This is a genomic window from Streptomyces sp. NPDC031426 (assembly GCF_055581585.1).
In genome coordinates, this window is the sequence record NZ_JBVIJE010000016.1 from 101,275 (window position 1) to 119,736 (window position 18,462).

Here is an 18,462-nt window from a genome sequence, read left to right on the forward strand (position 1 = left end):
CACACGCCCCGTGGCAGCGCCGCCGCGGAGCGCAGCCGTGAAGCGACATGGCCCGGAGCCGCCGGGCGTCCTGCCGATCGGCGGCCTCTGAAGCGCGTCGCCGACGGGACTCGGCGGCGCATCCGCCGCTCAGGGGGTCCGCCGACCTCACCGCCGAAGGAGTGGGCGTCGTGACCGCGGAGACCTCTCAGACGCTCGATCGGGGACTGCGTGTCCTCAAGCTGCTGGCCGACACCGACCACGGGCTGACCGTCACGGAGTTGTCCACGAAACTGGGCGTGAACCGTACCGTGGTGTACCGGTTGCTCGCCACCCTGGAACAACACGCGCTCGTACGGCGTGACTTGGGCGGGCGAGCCCGGGTCGGGCTGGGGGTGCTGCGGCTCGGCCGGCAGGTGCATCCGCTGGTGCGGGAGGCCGCGTTGCCGGCGCTGCGGTCGCTCGCCGAGGACATCGGGGCGACGGCGCATCTGACGCTGGTGGACGGGACGGAGGCGCTGGCCGTCGCCGTCGTCGAACCGACGTGGACCGACTATCACGTGGCGTATCGCGCCGGGTTCCGGCATCCGCTGGAGCGGGGGGCGGCCGGCAAGGCGATCCTCTCCGCGCGGCAGTCGTCGTCCGCGGATCCCGGGTACACCCTCACGCACGGGGAACTGGAGGCCGGGGCGAGCGGGGCCGCTGCGCCGCTGGTGGGAGTCACGGGCGTCGAGGGCAGCGTGGGCGTCGTGATGCTGGCCGACTCCGTGCCGGAGCGGGTGGGGCCGAGAGTGGTGGAGGCGGCGAAGGAGGTCGCCGAAGCGTTGCGCTGACGCCGGCCGCGCCGAGCGGTGCGATGAGTGTCCGGCCGCCCGGCGGCACGACTGCCCGCAGCTGCGTTTGCTCATCCGGCCAACCCTCGCCACACACCTTTGGCCGATCCGCACACCCCGCCATCCCTGCCCCTCCGCATCATCAAGGGCCATACACGCCGAGGCGGAGGGAACAGCGCGGTGGACACAGTGGGCACCCGGCCGGAGGCCACAGCACACGAAGCAAGCGGCACACATCGGCTCACCCGGCGCCAGCCGGTGCAACGCCTCGTCGGGGAGGCCGCCGGCAGCCCGCTGAAGCGGACCATGGGCGTGGCCCAGCTGACGCTGCTCAGCGTGGGCGCCACCCTCGGCACCGGCATCTTCGTGGTGCTCGGGCAGGCCGTGCCGGAGGCGGGACCCGCCATCGTCGTCTCCTTCGTCCTCGCCGGTGTCACCGCCCTGTTCTCGGCGCTGTCGTACGCCGAGCTGGCCGGCATGATTCCCGGCTCCGGGTCCTCGTACAGCTACGCCTACGCCACCCTCGGCGAGCTGGTCGCCTGGGTGTGCGGCTGGTGTCTGATCCTGGAGTACGGGGTGTCGGTCGCCGCCGTCGCCGTGGGCTGGGGGCAGTACGTCAACGAGTTGCTCCAGCTCACCTTCGGCGTCACGCTGCCCGACTCGCTCAGTGCGCCGCCCGGGGCCGGCGGCACCCTCAACATCCCGGCCGCCCTCATCGTCGTACTCGCCATGGTCGTCCTGCTGCGCGGGGCCAAGGAGAGCGCCGTCGCCAACACCATCATGGTCGGCATCAAGATCGCCGCCCTCGTGCTGTTCTGCGCCGTCGCCTTCACCGCCTTCCGGGCCGGGAACTTCCACCCCCTCTTCCCGCTCGGCGCCGCCGGCATGAGCGCCGGAGCCGTCTCGCTGTTCTTCTCGTACATCGGGTTCGACGCCGCCTCCACCGCGGGTGAGGAGGCACGCAACCCGCAAAGGGACCTGCCGCGCGCCATCATCCTGTCGCTGATCCTGGTCACCGCCCTGTACGTGCTCGTCGCCGTCGCCGCGCTCGGCGCCATGCCGTGGAAGCAGTTCGCGGGGACCGAGGCCACGCTCAGCGAGGTGCTCGTACGGTCCGTCGGCGGCGGCAACCTGTGGCCGATCCTGCTGTCCATCGGCGCGGTCGTCGCCACCACCAGCGTGGTGCTCACCGTGCAGTACGGGCAGATCCGCATCCTCTTCGCCATGGCCCGGGACGGGCTCGTGCCGCCCCTGTTCGCCAAGGTGCACCCGCGCACCGGCGTGCCCCGCGCCAACACCGTGATCGTGTCGGCGTTCATCGCCGTCCTCGCCGCCCTGGTCCCGCTCGGCAGCCTCGCCGACGCCACCAGCATCGGCACCCTCTTCGCGTTCATGCTGGTCAACCTGGCGGTCGTACTGCTGCGCCGGCGCAGCCCCGACACCCCGCGCTCCTTCCGGGTGCCGTTCTCGCCCGTCACGCCCCTGCTCGGCGTCGTCTTCTGCGTCTACATGCTGGGCAGCCTGGGCGCCGACACCTGGATCGCCTTCGGGGCATGGATGGCGGCCGGGCTCGTCATCTACGGCTTCTACGGCATCCGGCACTCCAAGCTCGCCCAGATCTCCCCGGAAGACCTCGCATGACCGCCCTCGACCTCACCGCCGGCGTCGTCAACCTCACCCGCGCCCTGGTCGACCTGCCCTCCGAGAGCGGGCGGGAGGCGGAGATCGCCGACGCCGTCCACACCGCCCTGCGCGCCCTGCCCCATCTCACCGTCGACCGGATCGGCAACTCCGTCGTCGCCCGCACCCACCTCGGGCGGGGCGAACGCGCCCTGATCGCCGGGCACCTGGATACCGTCCCGGCCGCCGGGAACCTGCCCTCCCGGCTCGCCGACGACCGCGTGCACGGGCTCGGCGCCTGCGACATGAAGGGCGGGGTGGCCGTGGCGCTCCGGCTGGCGGCCACCGTGACCGCGCCCGTGCGCGATCTCACCTACGTCTTCTACGAGTGCGAGGAGGTGGAAGGGGACCGCAACGGCCTCGCCCGGATCGGGGCCGAGCGGCCGGAACTGCTCGCCGACGCCGGGCTCGCCATCCTCATGGAGCCCTCCGACGCGGGTGTGGAGGCCGGCTGCCAGGGCATCCTCACCGCCGACATCGTGGTCGAGGGTGCCCGCGCCCACACCGCCCGCGCCTGGCGGGGCGTCAACGCCGCCCACAAGGCCGGCCGGGTCCTCGAACGGCTCGACGCGCACCGGCCCGAGCGGATCCTCGTCGACGGGCTGGAGTACCGGGAGGGGCTCAGCGCCGTCGCCGTGCGGGCCGGGGTCGCCGGGAACGTGGTGCCGGACGAGTGCGTCGTCACCGTCAACTGCCGTTTCGCGCCGAGCCGTTCACCCGAGCAGGCCGAGGCGTACGTGCGCTCGCTCTTCCCGGAGTACGAGGTGCGGGTCACCGAGGTCGTCGGCGGAGCCCTGCCGCACCTGGACCGGGTCGGCGGGCTCGTCGCCGCGCTCGGCGCCGAGCCCAGGCCCAAGCTGGGCTGGACGGACGTCGCCCGGTTCGCCGCGCTGGGCGTGCCCGCGCTCAACTACGGCCCCGGGGACCCCTCCCTCGCCCACACGGCGGGGGAGTACGTCCCCGTGGAGCACCTTCGGCGGTGCGAGGACCGGCTCAGGCAGTGGCTCCTCTGAGTCCCGCCAGCACCCGCAACTGGAGCCACAGCACCAGCCGTTCGTCGGGGTCGTCCAGGTCGACCCCGGCGTGCTGCTGGAGCTGCCTCAGGCGGTAGCGGCAGGTGTTGGGGTGCACGGCGAGGAGCTTCGCCGCGCCCGCCATGTCGCAGCCCGCGTCGAGCCAGCAGACCAGGGTGCGGGCGTACTCCGTGCCGTGCGCGGCGTCGTACGCCAGCACCCGCCGCCAGGCGCCCGCGCTCAACTCCCGTCGCTCACCCATCACTTCGGCCAGCCGCAGCAGCGTCACCCGAGGCCGTACCTCGTCCACGACCGCCACCGGCAGGCCGGCGTCCAGCACCCGCAGCACCAGATCCGCGTCCGCCCGTGAGTCCGCCAGCCCCGCCGCGTCCGGCACGACCTCGCCGAGCGCCGCCCGCACCGGCACCCGCAGCGCCTGCCCGGCCCGCGCCACGATGTCCTCGGCCAGCCGCTTGTGCCGCTCACCAGGACCGGGCAGCACCGCGTACACCACCCCGTCCACCAGCACGCCCGCGTGCCGCCCGTAGCGGGCCTCGCACTGCAGCCGTACGACGTCCAGCAGGCGCAGCGCCGTGCGCTCGGCGTCCGGGACGCTCGCGGCGGAGTCCAGTACGAAGGCCGCCACCCGGACGGGACCGGCGAGGCCCAGGCGCTCGGCGGCCGTGGCCGGGTCCGTCGCCGTGCCGTCCAGCAGCCGGCGCAGCAGCTCGCTGCCCCGGTGCCGGGCCAGTTCCCGGGCGGCGCGCGCCCGCAGCAGGAGCAGGGCGGCGGTGGAGGCGCCCTGGGCGAGGGTGTCCTCGGCGTCCGGCGCGAGCGAGCCGCCGTCGATCACCCACACCGAGCCGAGCGTCTCCCCGCCGGCCCGCACCGGCATCGCCAGGCGGGGCAGCTCCCCGTCGGTCAGCGAGGGCAGCCGGAGCGGGCGGTCGGCCGCGAACAGCCTGCGGTACTGCTCGGTGTTCTCGGCGCTGGCCGGCACCTGCCGGCCGAGGATGCCCTGCCGGCGGTCCTCGTCCACCGGCTGACCGGGGACGGTGGAATAGGCGAGGATCCGCTGCCGGGGGTCCTCGATGGCGGTGGCCCCGCCGGTCGCCGTCGCGATCGCGTCGGCCAGCGCGAACAGATCGCCGAGCCCGGTGTCGGAGGACACGGCGGCGGGCTGGGCGGCGATGGCCGAGGCCAGCAGCAGATGGACGTGGTGCCAGGCGGCGTCCTCGGCGACCGACAGCAGGGCCACGCCGTGCTCCTCCGCCTGGGCGACCGGGCCGTCCGCGCCGCGCACCACCACCCCGGTCAGCCCGGCCTCGGCGGCCGCACGCAGCAGCGGCCCGGACTCCGCGGCCGGGACACCGACCGCGAGCAGGAGTGCGCCGGGCTGCCGGGGGGACGGGGTGCGGCCGTCGTGGAGCACCACCTCGGTCACCGGGACGGCCTGCCCGGCGGGGGCCGCGTGCAGGCGCAGGGCGGGGCCGCCGACGACGTCCAGGAGGTCACCCAGGGTGCAGGCGTCCATGGCGGTCTCCAGCGGGCTGTTGGCGGATGGTGAAACGAACGTACGCGTGCGTTGGCCACTCGCACAACACAAGCGGAGCCGGCTCCTTTAAGACTCGTGCCATGACAGCAGGAGTCACCATCCGTACCGTCCACGACGTCGCCTCCCTCGCGGCCGTGGCCGACTATTTCAGCGACGTCTGGCAGACGCCCCGTACGGCCCCGCCCTACCCGGCCGAGGTCCTGCACAGCCTGGTGCACGCCGGCGGCGCGGTGCACGCCGCGTACGACGGGCAGCGGCTCGCCGGCGCCTCCGTCGCCGTCCTCGGCGCCGGCCGCGGCACGTACTCGCTGGTGGCCGCCGCCGACCGGGGGCTCGGGCACGCGGTGAAGCTGGCCCAGCGCGACTGGGCCCTCGGCCTGGGCGCCCGCACCATGCGCTGGACCTTCGACCCGCTGGTCGGCCGCAACGCCCGCTTCAACCTGGCCAAGCTGGGCGCCACCGGCACCGAGTACCTGGTCGACTTCTACGGCCCGATGACCGACGGCGTGAACGACGGCGACGAGAGCGACCGGCTGACGGTGACATGGGACCTGGGCGCGGACCCGGGCACGCCCGCGGTGTCGTACGACCTCGCACCGCGCGGACCGGTCACCGCCACCGCCCCCGACGGCGACCCCCTCGCCCGCCGCGACGAGCGGCACCTGTGGTGCCGGGTGCCGGAGGACATCGTCAAGCTGCGCGCCGCCGACCCGGCGCTGGCGCTGCGCTGGCGGCACGCGGTGCGCGAGGTGCTGCTGACGGCCTTCGAGGACCGGTTCCGGGCCACCGGAATGTCCCGCGACGGCTGGTACACCCTCACCCGCGAGGAGGCTGCGGCGTGAAGCTGGAGCGCGTCGAGATCGTCCACGTGGCGATCCCGCTGGTCACCCCGTTCCGTACGTCCTTCGGGACGATGACGACGAAGGACACCTTCCTGCTGCATGTCGTCACCGACTCCGCCGAGGGCTGGTCGGAGTTCGCCGCCGACCCCGAGCCGCTGTACTGCTCGGAGTTCGTCGCCGGCGCCGAGATCGTGCTGCGCGACTTCCTGATCCCGCGCGTCGCGGCGCTGGGGGAGGTCACGACCGCCGCCCTCGCCCCGGCCATGGCGAAGATCAAGGGCCACGAGCTGGCGAAGGCGGCCCTGGAGACGGCCCTGCTGGACGCCGAGCTGCGGTCGTACGGCATGCCGCTCGCGACGTATCTGGGCGCGGTGCGGGACCGGGTGCCCGCCGGGGTGTCGGTCGGCATCAAGAACTCGGTGCCGGAGCTGCTGGACGACGTCGAGCGCTATCTCGCCGAGGGGTACGCCCGCATCAAGCTCAAGATCGAGCCGGGCTGGGACGTGGAGCCGGTACGGGCGGTGCGCGACCGCTTCGGCGAGGCACTGCCCCTCCAGGTCGACGCCAACACCGCCTACACCCTGGCCGACGCCGAGCACCTGCGGCGCCTGGACGACTTCGGGCTGCTGCTGATCGAGGAGCCGCTGGCGGAGAACAACCTGCACGCCCACGCCCAGCTGCAGAAACGCCTGCGCACCCCCGTCTGCCTGGACGAGTCCCTGCACCACGCCGCCGACACCGCCGCCGCGATCGCGATGGACGCCTGCCGGGTGGTGAACGTCAAGCCCGCCCGGGTGGGCGGCTATCCGGAGGCCCGCCGGGTCCACGACGTCGCCCACGCGCACGGGGTACCGGTCTGGTGTGGCGGCATGCTGGAGACGGGCATCGGCCGCGCCCCCAACCTCGCCCTGGCCGCCCTGCCCGGCTTCACCCTGCCCGGGGACACCTCCGCCTCCTCCCGGTACTTCGCCGAGGACATCACCGAGCCGTTCGTCCTCCAGGACGGCCATCTGCCGGTCCCGACCGCCCCCGGGATCGGCGTCGAGCCCCTCCCGGAGGCCCTGCGCCGCTTCACCCGTCGGCGACGGGACCTGTACGCGGCATAAGGCACAGCCGCTGGTCACGTTAGATTGATCCCGTGCTCTCACGTCTCACGCGTCCCCAGGCCGTAGCCGTCTGCGCTCTGCCTGTCGTGGCCCTGCTCGCCACGGCGGCGTTCGCGCCGCTGCCGTTCTCGGTGGCGCAGCCCGGAATGACGGCGAACGTCCTGGGAGCGAACAAGGGCACCCAGGTGATCAGCGTCTCCGGCGCGCCGGTCCGCAACACCAGCGGGCAACTGCGGATGGTGACGATCGAGGCGACCGGTCCCGACGCCACGGTGACCCTCGGTGACGTGGCCGGCAACTGGTTCCGCACCGACCGGGCCGTCATGCCGCGCGACGCGGTCTACCCGAGCGGCAACACCGTCAAGGAGATCGAGAAGCACAACGAGGCGCAGATGCGGCAGTCCCAGGACGCGGCGACCGAGGCGGCGCTGAAGTACCTGGGGCTGAGCGCCGACAAGGTCAGGGTCACACTGAGGCTCGCCGACGTGGGCGGGCCGAGCGCGGGCCTGCTGTTCACGCTGGGGATCATCGACAAGCTGCACGGCGACGGCAGCGGCGGCGACCTCACGGGCGGCCGGACCATCGCCGGTACGGGCACGATCGACGCCTCCGGCACGGTCGGCGCGGTCGGCGGCGTGGCCCTCAAGACCCAGGCCGCCCGGCGCGACGGCGCCACGATCTTCCTGGTCCCGAAGGCCGAGTGCGCCGACGCCAGGGCGGAACTGCCCAAGGGCCTGCGCCTGATCCCGGTGACCAGGCTCAAGGGCGCCGTGAACTCCCTTCGGGCGCTGGAGAGCGGCAAGGGGTCCGTGCCGAGCTGCTGAGCCGGCCTACGTCCCTTCCCCGCTGTCCGCGGCCGCCTGCTCCACCAGCGGGATGATCCGCAGCGGAACCGGGTTCTCCATGACGATCGCCGTGGAGGCCCGGACGATGCCCTCGAAACCGACGACCCGGTCGATGACCCGCTGGAGATCGGCGTTGGAGCGGGCCACCAGGCGGCACAGCATGTCGCCGCTGCCGGTGGTGGTCAGCAGCTCCAGCACCTCCGGCACGGTCGCCAAGTGCGCCCGGACATCGGGGCCTTGGCCCTGGCGGATCTGCAGGGTGGCGAAGGCCGTCACCGGGTAGCCGAGGGCCGCCGGGTCCACCTGCGGGCCGAATCCCCGGATGACCCCGTTCGACTGAAGCCGGTCCAGGCGCGCCTGGACCGTGCCCCGGGCGACCCCGAGCCGCCGGGACATCTCCAGCACGCCGATGCGCGGCTCGCGGGCGAGGAGCACGATGATCCGCCCGTCCAGATGATCGATCGCCACGGCACCTCCAGGGATGGGCATCCTGTACAGAAAGACCGCCGATACGGCCATACTACTGAGCATATTGCCCAGCGAACACGGAAACTATTGCGCACCTTGCAGGGCGGGTCCACGCTTCCGCTATGACGCAGACCACTCACCACACTCCCGACACCGCCCGGCAGGCCGACCCCTTCCCGGTCAAGGGAATGGACGCGGTCGTCTTTGCCGTGGGCAACGCCAAGCAGGCGGCGCACTACTACTCCACCGCCTTCGGCATGAAGCTGGTCGCCTACTCCGGACCGGAGAACGGCAGCCGCGAGACCGCCAGTTACGTGCTCGAGAACGGCTCCGCCCGTTTCGTGTTCACCTCCGTGATCAAGCCGAGCAGCGCCTGGGGCCACTTCCTCGCCCGGCACGTGGCCGAGCACGGCGACGGCGTCATCGACCTGGCCATCGAGGTCCCGGACGCCCGCGCCGCGTACACGTACGCCGTCGAGCACGGCGCGCGGAGCGTCGTCGAGCCGTACGAGGTGAAGGACGAGCACGGCACCGTCGTCCTCGCCGCGATCGCCACCTACGGCGAGACCCGTCACACCCTGGTCGACCGCTCCGGCTACGACGGCCCGTACCTGCCCGGTTACGTCGCCGCCAAGCCGATGGTCGCCCCGCCCGCCCAGCGCACCTTCCAGGCCATCGACCACTGCGTCGGCAACGTGGAACTCGGCCGGATGAACGAGTGGGTCGGGTTCTACAACAAGGTCATGGGCTTCACGAACATGAAGGAGTTCGTGGGCGACGACATCGCCACCGAGTACAGCGCGCTGATGTCGAAGGTCGTCGCGGACGGCACCCTCAAGGTCAAGTTCCCGATCAACGAGCCCGCGATCGCCAAGAAGAAGTCCCAGATCGACGAGTACCTGGAGTTCTACGGCGGCGCCGGCGTCCAGCACATCGCGCTGAACACCAACGACATCGTGCAGACCGTCCGCACCATGCGCGCGGCCGGTGTCGAGTTCCTCGACACCCCCGACTCCTACTACGACACCCTCGGCGAGTGGGTCGGTGACACCCGGGTGCCGATCGAGACCCTGCGCGAGCTGAAGATCCTCGCCGACCGCGACGAGGACGGCTATCTGCTGCAGATCTTCACCAAGCCGGTCCAGGACCGCCCGACGGTGTTCTTCGAGATCATCGAACGCCACGGCTCGATGGGCTTCGGCAAGGGCAACTTCAAGGCCCTGTTCGAGGCGATCGAGCGCGAGCAGGCCAAGCGCGGCAACCTCTAGGTCCGTACGGGCTTCAGTCGGGCGGCGGCGCTTGCGTCCGTCGCCCGACGCCCGCGGGTTCACACCGATGGCCGTCAGTGCGAACCTGAGATCATGAGCCGCATCGAAGCGCCCCGCTCCGAAGACGCCGTGGACACCGGCAGCCTCACCGACCGGCTCCTGGCCGGCCTGCCCGCCGAGGCCGTTCTGACCGACCCCGACGTCACCGCCGCCTACGCCAACGACATGGCGAGCTTCTGCCCGGCCGGCACCCCGGCCGTCGTCGTCCTGCCGCGCACCGTCGAGCAGGTCCAGCACGTCATGCGCACCGCCACCGCACTGCGCGTCCCGGTGGTCCCGCAGGGCGCCCGCAGCGGCCTGTCCGGCGGCGCCAACGCCACCGACGGCTGCATCGTGCTGTCCCTCACCAAGATGGACCGCATCCTGGAGATCAGCCCCGTCGACCGGATCGCCGTGGTCGAACCCGGCGTGATCAACGCGACCCTCTCCCGCGCGGTCGAGGAACACGGCCTGTACTACCCGCCGGACCCCTCCAGCTGGGAGATGTGCACCATCGGCGGCAACATCGGCACCGGGTCCGGCGGCCTGTGCTGCGTGAAGTACGGGGTCACGGCCGAGTACGTGCTCGGCCTGGACGTGGTGCTGGCCGACGGCCGCCTGATGTCCACCGGCCGTCGCACCGCGAAGGGCGTCGCCGGGTACGACCTCACCCGCCTGTTCGTCGGCTCCGAGGGTTCGCTCGGCATCGTCGTACGGGCCGTGCTCGCGCTCAAGCCCAAGCCGCCGCAGCAGCTGGTGCTGGCCGCCGAGTTCCCGTCCGCCGCGGCCGCCTGCGACGCCGTGTGCCGGATCATGGCGGGCGGTCACGTCCCGTCCCTCCTCGAACTGATGGACCGTACGACCGTCAAGGCGGTCAACGACCTCGCCCACATGGGCCTGCCGGAGACCACCGAGGCGCTGCTGCTGGCCGCCTTCGACACCCCGGACCCGGCCGCCGACCTCGCCGCCGTCGGCGCCCTGTGCGAGGCCGCCGGCGCCACCGAGGTGGTCCCGGCCGAGGACGCGGCCGAGTCCGAGCTGCTGCTCAAGGCCCGGCGGCTCTCGCTGACCGCGCTGGAGGCGGTCAAGGGCACGACGATGATCGACGACGTGTGCGTGCCCCGCTCGCGGCTCGGCGCGATGCTGGAGGGCGTCGAGCGGATCGCCGCCAAGTACGACCTGACCATCGGCGTCTGCGCACACGCCGGCGACGGCAACACCCACCCCACGGTCTGCTTCGACGCCCAGGACGTGGCCGAGTCCCGGCGGGCCCGCGAGTCCTTCGACGAGATCATGGCCCTCGGCCTGGAACTCGGCGGCACCATCACCGGCGAACACGGTGTCGGCGTGCTGAAGAAGGAGTGGCTGGCCCGGGAGATCGGCCCGGTCGGGGTGGAGATGCAGCGGGCCGTGAAACAGGCCTTCGACCCGCTGAACCTCCTCAACCCGGGCAAGGTCCTCTGAGCCCTCGGTACGGCCCCTCACTGGGCGAGCAGCTGGTCGAGCGCGTCGTCGATGCCCAGCTGCCCGCCCTCCGTTCCCGGGGGCACGGCCCGCAGCGTCCGCTCCAGCCAGGCCGACACCTGCGGGACCGGCGCCTGAAGCAGCGCGTCCCCGTCCGGCGAGCTCAGCGCCAACAGCACGACACTGCGCCCCTCCACCTTCGTCGGCCACACCCGCACGTCCCCCTGCCCGGCGTACGGATCGTCGGAGCGGTAGCTCAGCCGGGCCGGCACCGGAATGCCGCGCTCCGGCGACAGGATGAGCCTCAGTTCCAGCTCCCGCAGGGGCCGGGCCATTATGCGGGTTCGGGGAAACCTTTTCCGCGGACGTGTGAGAGCCGGGCACGGAGTCGCCCGGAAAGGGGTGGGTCCTGCGGGACTGGCGCTGCGGGCTGCCGCGGTCTGATAGATGTGGAGGCTCCCATCCCACCCCCGAGCAGATACGGGACGACGGACATGAGCGCCCCAACCCCGGCCCCAGGTGACGACCGGCCCCGCGAGGGCTACTACCCGGACCCGTCCATCCCCGGATACGTCCGGTACTGGAACGGCGCCTCCTGGGTGCCCGGCACCAGCCGCCCGGCGCCCAAGGACGGCGAACCGCTCATCCCGCCGCCCGGTGTCCGCGCCGCGCCTTCGGCGGTGGAGGAGACGGGCCCCCACTTCTTCGACGAGGACCCACAGCCGACGCCCTCCGGCCAGGAGGCCGGTGCCGGTGACGGGCGGACCGCCTGGAGTGCCGATCCGCGGGTGCCCGCGGAGGGCTCGGCCGGGTCGGCCGGACAGGTCGGCCGCACCGACGGAGGCCCGGCCGAGGGCGAGGACCAGGACCCCGGCGGCACCTTCCTCTTCCGCCGGCCGGTCCCGGGGCCCGCGGCCGTCACGGACGACGGCACGATGACGTTCCGCCCGGTACCCGGCCAGGGCCGGCGGGGCCCGCGGTCCGGGTCCGGACCGCAGGCCTCCGGCGCGGAAGCCGGGCCGGGCTCCGGCCTCGGACCGCAGGGCGCGGCCCAGGGCTCCGGCTTCGGCGCGCCGGCGTCCGGCGCGCAGGCGCCGGCCTCCGGTGGTCCCGGGGCGGATGCGGCCGGTTCGTCCGGCTACGGCCCGCAGGTCCCCGGCGCCGGCCCCGGGGCCGGCGCCGGCTTCGGACCGCAGGGCCCCGTCGGCGCGCCCACCCCGCCCTCCGCCGCGTCCTCCCCGAACCCCGCCTCCGCCTCCCCGGCCGGCGGCCCCGGCTTCGGGGCCGGCAAGGCCGCCGCCGCCCGCGCCGCCGCGCAGACGCCGCAGGCCCCGTCCGCGCAGCCCGCTCAGGAGGCCGTGGCCCCCTCGGTGCCGGCGCAGAGCGGTGCCCCGGTCACCCCGGTGACCAGCGGGCCCGGCGGCGGGCAGGCGTCCTGGGCGCAGCAGGTGCACCAGCTGGCCGGCGGCGCGGACGGGCAGCCCGTGGCGCCGTGGAAGCCGCCCGTCGAGGACCTGTTCCAGGCGGCCGCGCGCCGCCAGGCCGCCGCCCGTCCCGCCGGACTCGGCAAGCGGTTCGCCGCCCGGCTGATCGACACCCTGGTCGTGGGCGCCGTGACGGCCGCCGCGGCCGTACCGCTCGGCACCAAGGCCGTCGACCACGTCCAGCAGAAGATCGACGCGGCCAGGCTGTCCGGCCGCGAGGTCACCGTCTGGCTGCTCGACGGCACGACCGCCACCAGCCTCGGCATCGTGCTCGCGGTCCTGCTCCTGGCCGGCGTCGGGTACGAGGTGCTGCCCACCGCCAAATGGGGCCGCACCCTCGGCAAGAAGCTGCTGGGGCTCGAAGTGCGGGACATCGAGGCGCACGAGCCCCCCACCTTCGGCCTGGCGCTGCGCCGCTGGCTGGTCTACAGCGTGCCCGGCCTGCTCGGCATCGGGATCGTCGGCGTGCTGTGGTGCCTGTTCGACCGGCCCTGGCACCAGTGCTGGCACGACAAGGCGGCGCACACCTTCGTCGCGGGCTGAGCGCGGGGCACGGACGTACTCCGTACGGCCGTCCGCCGGATGCGGAACCGGGGCGTTCGCGGTCCACTCGGGCCATGAGCAGCCAACCGCCCCCCGGCTCCGGAGAGGAGCCCCCCGAGGACGACCCGTTCAGGAAGCGGCCCCCGTCGGACCAGGGGCCGGGCTCGCCGTACGACACCCCGTACGGCGGCGCCCAGCAGCCTCCGCCACCGGGTGGCGGGCAGCCTCCGGGCGGCGGCCAGCCACCCCCGTACGGAAGCGGTGAGCCCCCGCCGCCGTACGGCAAGCAGCCCCCGCCCCCGTACGGCGGAGACCAGCCTCAGCCCCCTCCCTACGCGGGCGGCCCCTACGGCGCGGGTGCCGGCGGTTACCCCGAGGACCCGCTCGCCGGTATGCCCCCGCTCGCCGACAGCGGCAGGCGGACACTCGCGCGGATCGCCGACATGATCCTCGTCGGCATCGTCGTCTGGCTGCTCACCTGGGCGTTCGGAGTGCGCGAGTACCAGGTCAACGGCGACCACGTCACGGTCGGCAAGTCCGTGGGGCAGGCCTTCATCGCGGCCGTGCTGTACATCGCGTACGACACCTTCATGATGAGCAAGTACGGCCAGACCCTTGGCAAGAAGTGGCTCAACATGCGGGTGGCGAACCTGGACAACGGCGCCACCCCCTCGGTGCAGACCAACCTGATCCGCGCCCTGGTGCTGTGGCTGCCGTTCGCCTTCTGCTGTGCCTGCATCTGGACGGCGATCTGCGGCGGTTGGAGCTACTTCGACAAGCCCTACAAGCAAGGGCTGCACGACAAGGCGGCCAAGACGGTGGTGGTCAGCACCGGTTGAGCGAGGCGTCAGGGGCGCCCGTACGAAAGCGGCGGGTCCGTGGGATCACGGGCCCGCCGCTTTCGTACGGACTGCTCACAGGGCCGTGGAGACCGGCTGCTCCTGGGGCGCGGGCTCGGCGGATGTGACCGGCGTCCGAGCCGGTGCCCCGGTGGTGCGGGCCTTCGGCAGCGGCACCGTCATCGCCACGAGCAGCCCGAGGGCCAGCGCCGAGAGGGCTATGACGCTGACCCCGAGGCGTGAACTCGTCTGGGACAGCAGCAGCATGGCGAGCGTCGAGAAGATCACGGTGCACGAACCGTAAACGAGCTGTGCGGCGGTCGGACGAGGCATGGCAATCGTGTCCTCGGAAGTCTTCGGGGGATTCGATTCTTCGGATGGGCGTGCCATTCGACTCTCTTCGCGTGCATGCCCGAGCCAGGCACCCGGTAAGCATGACCTAACCCACGGTACCGGTGCACAGGGGGCGCACGGAGTCATGGGGTGGAGGCATAGACCGCGAGCAGGTTCGCAGAGCGAACGTCTGCGCCATCCAGTGCACTTGGCGCGAACAAGTCAAGGACTGGCTATCGACCTGTGCTTCCGGCAACGCCGAGACCGCGGACGCCGGTTGGACCTCGAACGGCTTCTTCCGCATCGGCGCGTCCTTCACCAAGGAGTCCGGAACGGCCTGTTGATCTGGAAGCGGGACACCTCCCAGGCGGACAACAACACCAACAGCGCAGCCGGTCACCCGGGCACCGGTCTGATCCTGCCGATCGACTCGCACCCGACGGCGCTGAAGTGGTCAAGGCGCCGAAGGGGGTGCCGGTCTTCAACGACCACACCAGCACCTACTGCGACCCGTCGAACCCCACCGGTGGCGTGCGAGTCACTGACACCAACACCAAGATCGCGATCGTCAAGGAGGCCAAGGATGGCTCGACGATCTTGCTCAAGGTCGGTCCCGCGCTGAAGTGGTCAACGTTTTCGCAGGTCAGACGCGTATCGGCGGCGACCCCTTGGCGGGTCGCCGCCGATCGTGTTTAGGTGCGTCCTGTGGACCGCTTATTGACACCGACCGAAACGGGGATGTGACCGCATGGCCGCTGGAGGCTTCTGCAAGCTGCCGAACGGCACGGTCGTGGTGGCGCTGAACCTGCCCCACGGCTCCGCCGGGGTGCGGGTTCTGGTGCACGCCCAGAACCGGGCCCGAGCCCTGACCAGGCTCCGCAACCTGGGGTTCCGCGCGATCTACCTCCGGGGGAACGCCGCGCCCCCGACCCCGGACGAGATCACGGCCGTGCTGCACCATCCGGACGGCCTGATATGGCGCACGGCACCGACGGACAACGGTGTCATCGTGACCGAGCTGTGGCACCCCATCCGGGCGCTTCTGCGCAGGTCAGCGGTGGTTCAGTGACCCTCAGCCACTGACCACGGGCTTGCCCGTCAGCTCCACGCCCGCCTCTCGCAGCTCCTCCAGCGCCCGCTCCGTCGTCTCCGGAGCCACCCCCGCCGTGAGGTCCAGCAGGACCTGGGTGCGGAAGCCCTCCCTCGCGGCGTCCAGGGCCGTGGCGCGTACGCAGTGGTCCGTGGCTATGCCGACCACGTCGACCTCGTCGATGTGGCGGGCGCGGAGCCAGTCGGCGAGCGGTGTGCCGTTCTCCTCCTTGCCCTCGAAGCCGCTGTAGGCCGCCGAGTACTCCCCCTTGGAGAAGACCGCGTCGACCGCGCCGGAGGCGACGGCGGGGGCGAAGTTGGGGTGGAAGCCCACCCCCTCCGTGCCCGCGACACAGTGCGCGGGCCAGGAGCGGACGAAGTCGGGGTTGTCGGCGAAGTGGCCGCCGGGCGCGATGTGGTGGTCGCGGGTGGCCACCACATGGCGGTATCCGCTGCCCCCGGTCTGGCCGATCAGTTCCGTGATGGCGGCGGCCACGTCCGCACCCCCGGCCACCGCGAGGCTGCCCCCCTCGCAGAAGTCGTTCTGCACATCTACGACGATCAAGGCGCGACGCATGGCGGTTGTCCTTCGACTGAGGATTAAGTAACTGAGCCTAGAGACTTACGGGCCCGTAGGGGAGGGGGCGTGGGCGGGGCGGACGGCGGTCCCGCTTTAGCTACCCGAGCGCCCCTGGACGTACTCCGTCGGAATGACAGGTTCCCCTCGGGAGAGCTGGGTGGCCGAGAGCGGGAGGTTCGCGCGGGCGGCGATGTGGCGGTCGCGCGGCGCGTCCAGGGGCTCGCGGGCCACCACGTCCCCGCCCTTGATCAACTCCACCAGCAGCTGTCGGTCGGCGAGGTCCGCCGGGACCGGGCCGGTGCCCACCACCTCGGCCTCCGCCACCCCGTCCTCGTCCAGCCGGCGCGCCGCCCACTTGCGGCCCCCGATGGAGGTCTTGCCGCCGCTGGACTTCTTCGCGACCGGCACCAGCGGCGCCTTCGGGTCGCCGGACTCGGCGCGGGCGACCAGCTTGTAGACCATGGAGCAGGTCGGGTGCCCGGAGCCGGTCACCAGCTGGGTGCCGACGCCGTACGCGTCCACGGGAGCGGCGGCGAGGGAGGCGATCGCGTACTCGTCCAGGTCGGAGGTGACGACGATCTTGGTGTTGGCCGCGCCGAGCTCGTCCAGCTGCTGGCGCACCCGGTGGGCGACGAGCAGCAGGTCGCCGGAGTCGATGCGGACGGCGCCCAGCTCGGGGCCGGCCACCTCCACCGCCGTACGGACGGCCTCGGCGACGTCGTAGGTGTCCACGAGCAGGGTGGTGCCCCGGCCGAGGGTGTCGACCTGGGCCTGGAAGGCGTCCCGCTCGCGGTCGTGGAGCAGGGTGAAGGCGTGCGCCGAGGTGCCGACCGTGGGGATGCCGTAGCGGAAGCCGGCCGCGAGGTCGGAGGTGGTCGCGAAGCCGCCGACGTACGCGGCGCGCGCGGCGGCGACCGCCGCCAGCTCGTGGGTGCGGCGGGCGCCCATCTCGATCAGCGGGCGCTCGCCCGCGGCGGAGGCCATCCGGGAGGCGGCCGCGGCGATCGCGGAGTCGTGGTTGAGGATGGAGAGGATCACCGTCTCCAGCAGCACGCACTCGGCGAAGGTGCCCTCGACGTGCATGATCGGCGAGCCGGGGAAGTAGACCTCGCCCTCGGGGTAGCCCCAGATGTCCCCGCTGAAGCGGTAGTCGGCGAGCCACTCCAGGGTCTGCTCGTCGACGATCTGCCGCTCGCGCAGGAAGCCGAGGACGTCCGCGTCGAAGCGGAAGTTCTCCACCGCGTCCAGGACACGCCCGGTGCCCGCCACCACGCCGTAGCGGCGCCCCTCCGGCAGGCGCCGGGTGAAGACCTCGAACACGCTCCGCCGTTCGGCCGTACCGGCCTTCAGGGCGGCCTGCAGCATCGTCAGCTCGTACTGGTCGGTGAAGAGCGCCGTCGAGGGAACGTCCACCGGCAGCCCAAGGTCCGCTGTGTTCATGACTGGGGATCGTACTCCCTTTTCGTCGGTGTGACGATTTTTCCTTGCCGTGGCAGCATGGGCAATGTGACGTCACCCGCGCCCGTAGAGATCGAACGCACAGAGTCGGCGGAGGAGGTCTTCGCCGTACCCGAGCCCGACGTCCCCTGGGTCACGATCGTGCACAACGACCCGGTCAACCTCATGAGCTACGTGACGTATGTCTTCCAGTCCTACTTCGGGTACTCGAAGGACAAGGCCACCAAGCTCATGCTCGACGTCCACCACAAGGGCCGGGCGGTCGTCTCCAGCGGGAGCCGCGAGGAGATGGAGCGCGACGTGCAGGCGATGCACGGCTACGGTCTGTGGGCCACCCTGCAGCAGGACCGGAAGTAGCGAACTCATTTACATGCCAGGACATTTCGAACCGCTCCCCGGCGGCGGCGCGGCCGTCGCGCTCGACGACGTCGAGATCTCCATCATCCGGTCGCTGGCCGTCCAGCTCCTGGAGCTCATCGGCCCCGGGCCGGGCGCCGACAGCCCGCAGGACCCGCTCGCCGAGCTTTTCGCGGAGGGCCCGAGCGAGCCGCCCGCCGACCCGGTGCTCAGAAGACTCCTCCCGGACGCCTACAGCGACCCGGAGCAGGCCCCGGACTCGCCCGCCGAGGCCGAGGAGCGGCAGGCCCACTCCGCCGAGTTCCGCCGCTACACCGAGAACGACCTGCGCGCCGGCAAGCGCGAGAACGCGCTCGCGGTGATCCGCGCCCTGGACTCGCTCGCCCCGGTGGACGAGGGCGGGGCGGTGCTGAAGCTGGCGCCGGCGGAGTCCCGGCAGTGGCTCGGCGCCCTCAACGACCTGCGGCTCGCGATCGGCACCCGGCTGGAGATCACCGACGAGGACGACACCGATCTGCTCTACCGGCTCCCGGACGAGGACCCGCGCAAGCCGATGGTGATGGCCTATCTGTGGCTGGGCGGGCTCCAGGAGACCCTGGTCCACACGCTTATGGCGTAATCAGGGCATTTTACGGTGTACGGGTGTTCGCTCAGCGGACGCTCAAATCCGGATAACGATCCCGTCAC

General features: G+C 72.3%; 19 protein-coding genes and 1 pseudogene. 14 read left to right on the forward strand and 6 right to left on the reverse strand.

The features are described 5' to 3' along the window. The first annotated feature begins 170 nt into the window (after positions 1 to 170). The 3 genes from ACZ5NH_RS29270 (at position 171) to dapE (ending at position 3,505) form a co-directional block, all read left to right on the forward strand. A complete protein-coding gene (locus ACZ5NH_RS29270) occupies positions 171 to 812 on the forward strand; it encodes an IclR family transcriptional regulator (RefSeq protein WP_388627360.1) in 642 nt (213 codons plus the stop codon). 180 nt (positions 813 to 992) lie between these two features. After that, entirely contained in the window at positions 993 to 2,453 is a 1,461-nt protein-coding gene (locus tag ACZ5NH_RS29275) for an amino acid permease (RefSeq protein WP_468779387.1), read from the forward strand. Further along, positions 2,450 to 3,505: a succinyl-diaminopimelate desuccinylase gene (gene dapE / locus ACZ5NH_RS29280; RefSeq protein ID WP_468779389.1), complete on the forward strand. Its 1,056-nt coding sequence runs from the start codon at positions 2,450 to 2,452 to the stop codon at positions 3,503 to 3,505. The genes ACZ5NH_RS29275 and dapE overlap by 4 nt, the downstream gene beginning before the upstream one ends. Here dapE and ACZ5NH_RS29285 read toward each other — a convergent pair. Continuing rightward, positions 3,486 to 5,039, reverse strand: a complete 1,554-nt coding sequence (locus ACZ5NH_RS29285) for a PucR family transcriptional regulator (RefSeq protein ID WP_468779391.1) — start codon at positions 5,037 to 5,039, stop codon at positions 3,486 to 3,488. The genes dapE and ACZ5NH_RS29285 overlap by 20 nt on opposite strands. A gap of 101 nt (positions 5,040 to 5,140) precedes the next feature. Between ACZ5NH_RS29285 and ACZ5NH_RS29290 the strand changes: the two genes are divergently transcribed. From ACZ5NH_RS29290 to ACZ5NH_RS29300, 3 genes are read left to right on the forward strand one after another with little or no spacing between them, the layout of a single operon-like run. Beyond that, complete coding sequence (locus tag ACZ5NH_RS29290) at positions 5,141 to 5,902, forward strand: chorismate synthase (RefSeq protein ID WP_468779393.1); 762 nt, start codon at positions 5,141 to 5,143, stop codon at positions 5,900 to 5,902. Beyond that, on the forward strand, positions 5,899 to 7,008 hold the full coding sequence (gene menC, locus ACZ5NH_RS29295; protein ID WP_468779395.1) for an o-succinylbenzoate synthase: 1,110 nt from the start codon (positions 5,899 to 5,901) through the stop codon (positions 7,006 to 7,008). Before ACZ5NH_RS29290 ends, menC begins: the two co-directional genes overlap by 4 nt. 32 nt (positions 7,009 to 7,040) lie before the next feature. Further along, positions 7,041 to 7,832, forward strand: a complete 792-nt coding sequence (locus ACZ5NH_RS29300) for a S16 family serine protease (RefSeq protein WP_468779397.1) — start codon at positions 7,041 to 7,043, stop codon at positions 7,830 to 7,832. 6 nt (positions 7,833 to 7,838) lie between these two features. Here the strand turns inward: ACZ5NH_RS29300 and ACZ5NH_RS29305 are convergent, their stop codons facing one another. Beyond that, positions 7,839 to 8,321 carry an Lrp/AsnC family transcriptional regulator gene (locus ACZ5NH_RS29305; RefSeq protein WP_388627372.1) on the reverse strand — a complete coding sequence of 161 codons (483 nt, stop codon included), beginning with the start codon at positions 8,319 to 8,321 and terminating at the stop codon, positions 7,839 to 7,841. Positions 8,322 to 8,443: 122 nt separating this feature from the next. On the opposite strand from ACZ5NH_RS29305, the gene hppD reads away from it, so the two are divergent. Together hppD and ACZ5NH_RS29315 are read left to right on the forward strand one after the other, a co-directional pair. Then, a complete protein-coding gene (gene hppD / locus ACZ5NH_RS29310) occupies positions 8,444 to 9,589 on the forward strand; it encodes a 4-hydroxyphenylpyruvate dioxygenase (RefSeq protein WP_388627373.1) in 1,146 nt (381 codons plus the stop codon). A 93-nt stretch (positions 9,590 to 9,682) separates the two neighbouring features. Further along, the gene (locus ACZ5NH_RS29315; RefSeq protein WP_468779400.1) at positions 9,683 to 11,092 is read left to right on the forward strand and encodes an FAD-binding oxidoreductase; all 1,410 of its coding nucleotides are present in this window, start codon (positions 9,683 to 9,685) and stop codon (positions 11,090 to 11,092) included. A gap of 17 nt (positions 11,093 to 11,109) precedes the next feature. Here the strand turns inward: ACZ5NH_RS29315 and ACZ5NH_RS29320 are convergent, their stop codons facing one another. Next, complete coding sequence (locus ACZ5NH_RS29320) at positions 11,110 to 11,427, reverse strand: SsgA family sporulation/cell division regulator (protein WP_468779402.1); 318 nt, start codon at positions 11,425 to 11,427, stop codon at positions 11,110 to 11,112. 159 nt (positions 11,428 to 11,586) lie between these two features. Here ACZ5NH_RS29320 and ACZ5NH_RS29325 point away from each other — a divergent pair, with 159 nt between their 5' ends. Continuing rightward, positions 11,587 to 13,119, forward strand: a complete 1,533-nt coding sequence (locus tag ACZ5NH_RS29325) for an RDD family protein (RefSeq protein WP_468779404.1) — start codon at positions 11,587 to 11,589, stop codon at positions 13,117 to 13,119. A gap of 74 nt (positions 13,120 to 13,193) precedes the next feature. After that, positions 13,194 to 13,958 (forward strand): RDD family protein, encoded by a 765-nt coding sequence (locus ACZ5NH_RS29330; protein ID WP_388627381.1) that lies wholly within the window; start codon positions 13,194 to 13,196, stop codon positions 13,956 to 13,958. Between the two features lie 75 nt (positions 13,959 to 14,033). Here the strand turns inward: ACZ5NH_RS29330 and ACZ5NH_RS29335 are convergent, their stop codons facing one another. After that, on the reverse strand, positions 14,034 to 14,291 hold the full coding sequence (locus ACZ5NH_RS29335) for a hypothetical protein (protein ID WP_468779406.1): 258 nt from the start codon (positions 14,289 to 14,291) through the stop codon (positions 14,034 to 14,036). A gap of 239 nt (positions 14,292 to 14,530) precedes the next feature. On the opposite strand from ACZ5NH_RS29335, the pseudogene ACZ5NH_RS29340 reads away from it, so the two are divergent. Together ACZ5NH_RS29340 and ACZ5NH_RS29345 are read left to right on the forward strand one after the other, a co-directional pair. Further along, positions 14,531 to 14,915, forward strand: a pseudogene (locus tag ACZ5NH_RS29340) (immune inhibitor A domain-containing protein); the annotation flags it as partial. A 124-nt stretch (positions 14,916 to 15,039) separates the two neighbouring features. Next, the gene (locus tag ACZ5NH_RS29345) at positions 15,040 to 15,360 is read left to right on the forward strand and encodes a hypothetical protein (RefSeq protein ID WP_468779408.1); all 321 of its coding nucleotides are present in this window, start codon (positions 15,040 to 15,042) and stop codon (positions 15,358 to 15,360) included. Positions 15,361 to 15,363: 3 nt separating this feature from the next. Here the strand turns inward: ACZ5NH_RS29345 and ACZ5NH_RS29350 are convergent, their stop codons facing one another. Both ACZ5NH_RS29350 and ACZ5NH_RS29355 read right to left on the reverse strand, forming a co-directional pair. Next, positions 15,364 to 15,957 (reverse strand): nicotinamidase, encoded by a 594-nt coding sequence (locus ACZ5NH_RS29350; RefSeq protein ID WP_468779409.1) that lies wholly within the window; start codon positions 15,955 to 15,957, stop codon positions 15,364 to 15,366. 96 nt (positions 15,958 to 16,053) lie between these two features. Next, positions 16,054 to 17,400 carry a nicotinate phosphoribosyltransferase gene (locus ACZ5NH_RS29355; protein ID WP_468779411.1) on the reverse strand — a complete coding sequence of 449 codons (1,347 nt, stop codon included), beginning with the start codon at positions 17,398 to 17,400 and terminating at the stop codon, positions 16,054 to 16,056. A gap of 57 nt (positions 17,401 to 17,457) precedes the next feature. Here ACZ5NH_RS29355 and clpS point away from each other — a divergent pair, with 57 nt between their 5' ends. Both clpS and ACZ5NH_RS29365 read left to right on the forward strand, forming a co-directional pair. After that, entirely contained in the window at positions 17,458 to 17,775 is a 318-nt protein-coding gene (gene clpS, locus ACZ5NH_RS29360) for an ATP-dependent Clp protease adapter ClpS (RefSeq protein WP_468779413.1), read from the forward strand. 13 nt (positions 17,776 to 17,788) lie between these two features. After that, a complete protein-coding gene (locus ACZ5NH_RS29365; RefSeq protein WP_468779414.1) occupies positions 17,789 to 18,394 on the forward strand; it encodes a DUF2017 domain-containing protein in 606 nt (201 codons plus the stop codon). The last annotated feature ends 68 nt before the right edge of the window (positions 18,395 to 18,462 follow it).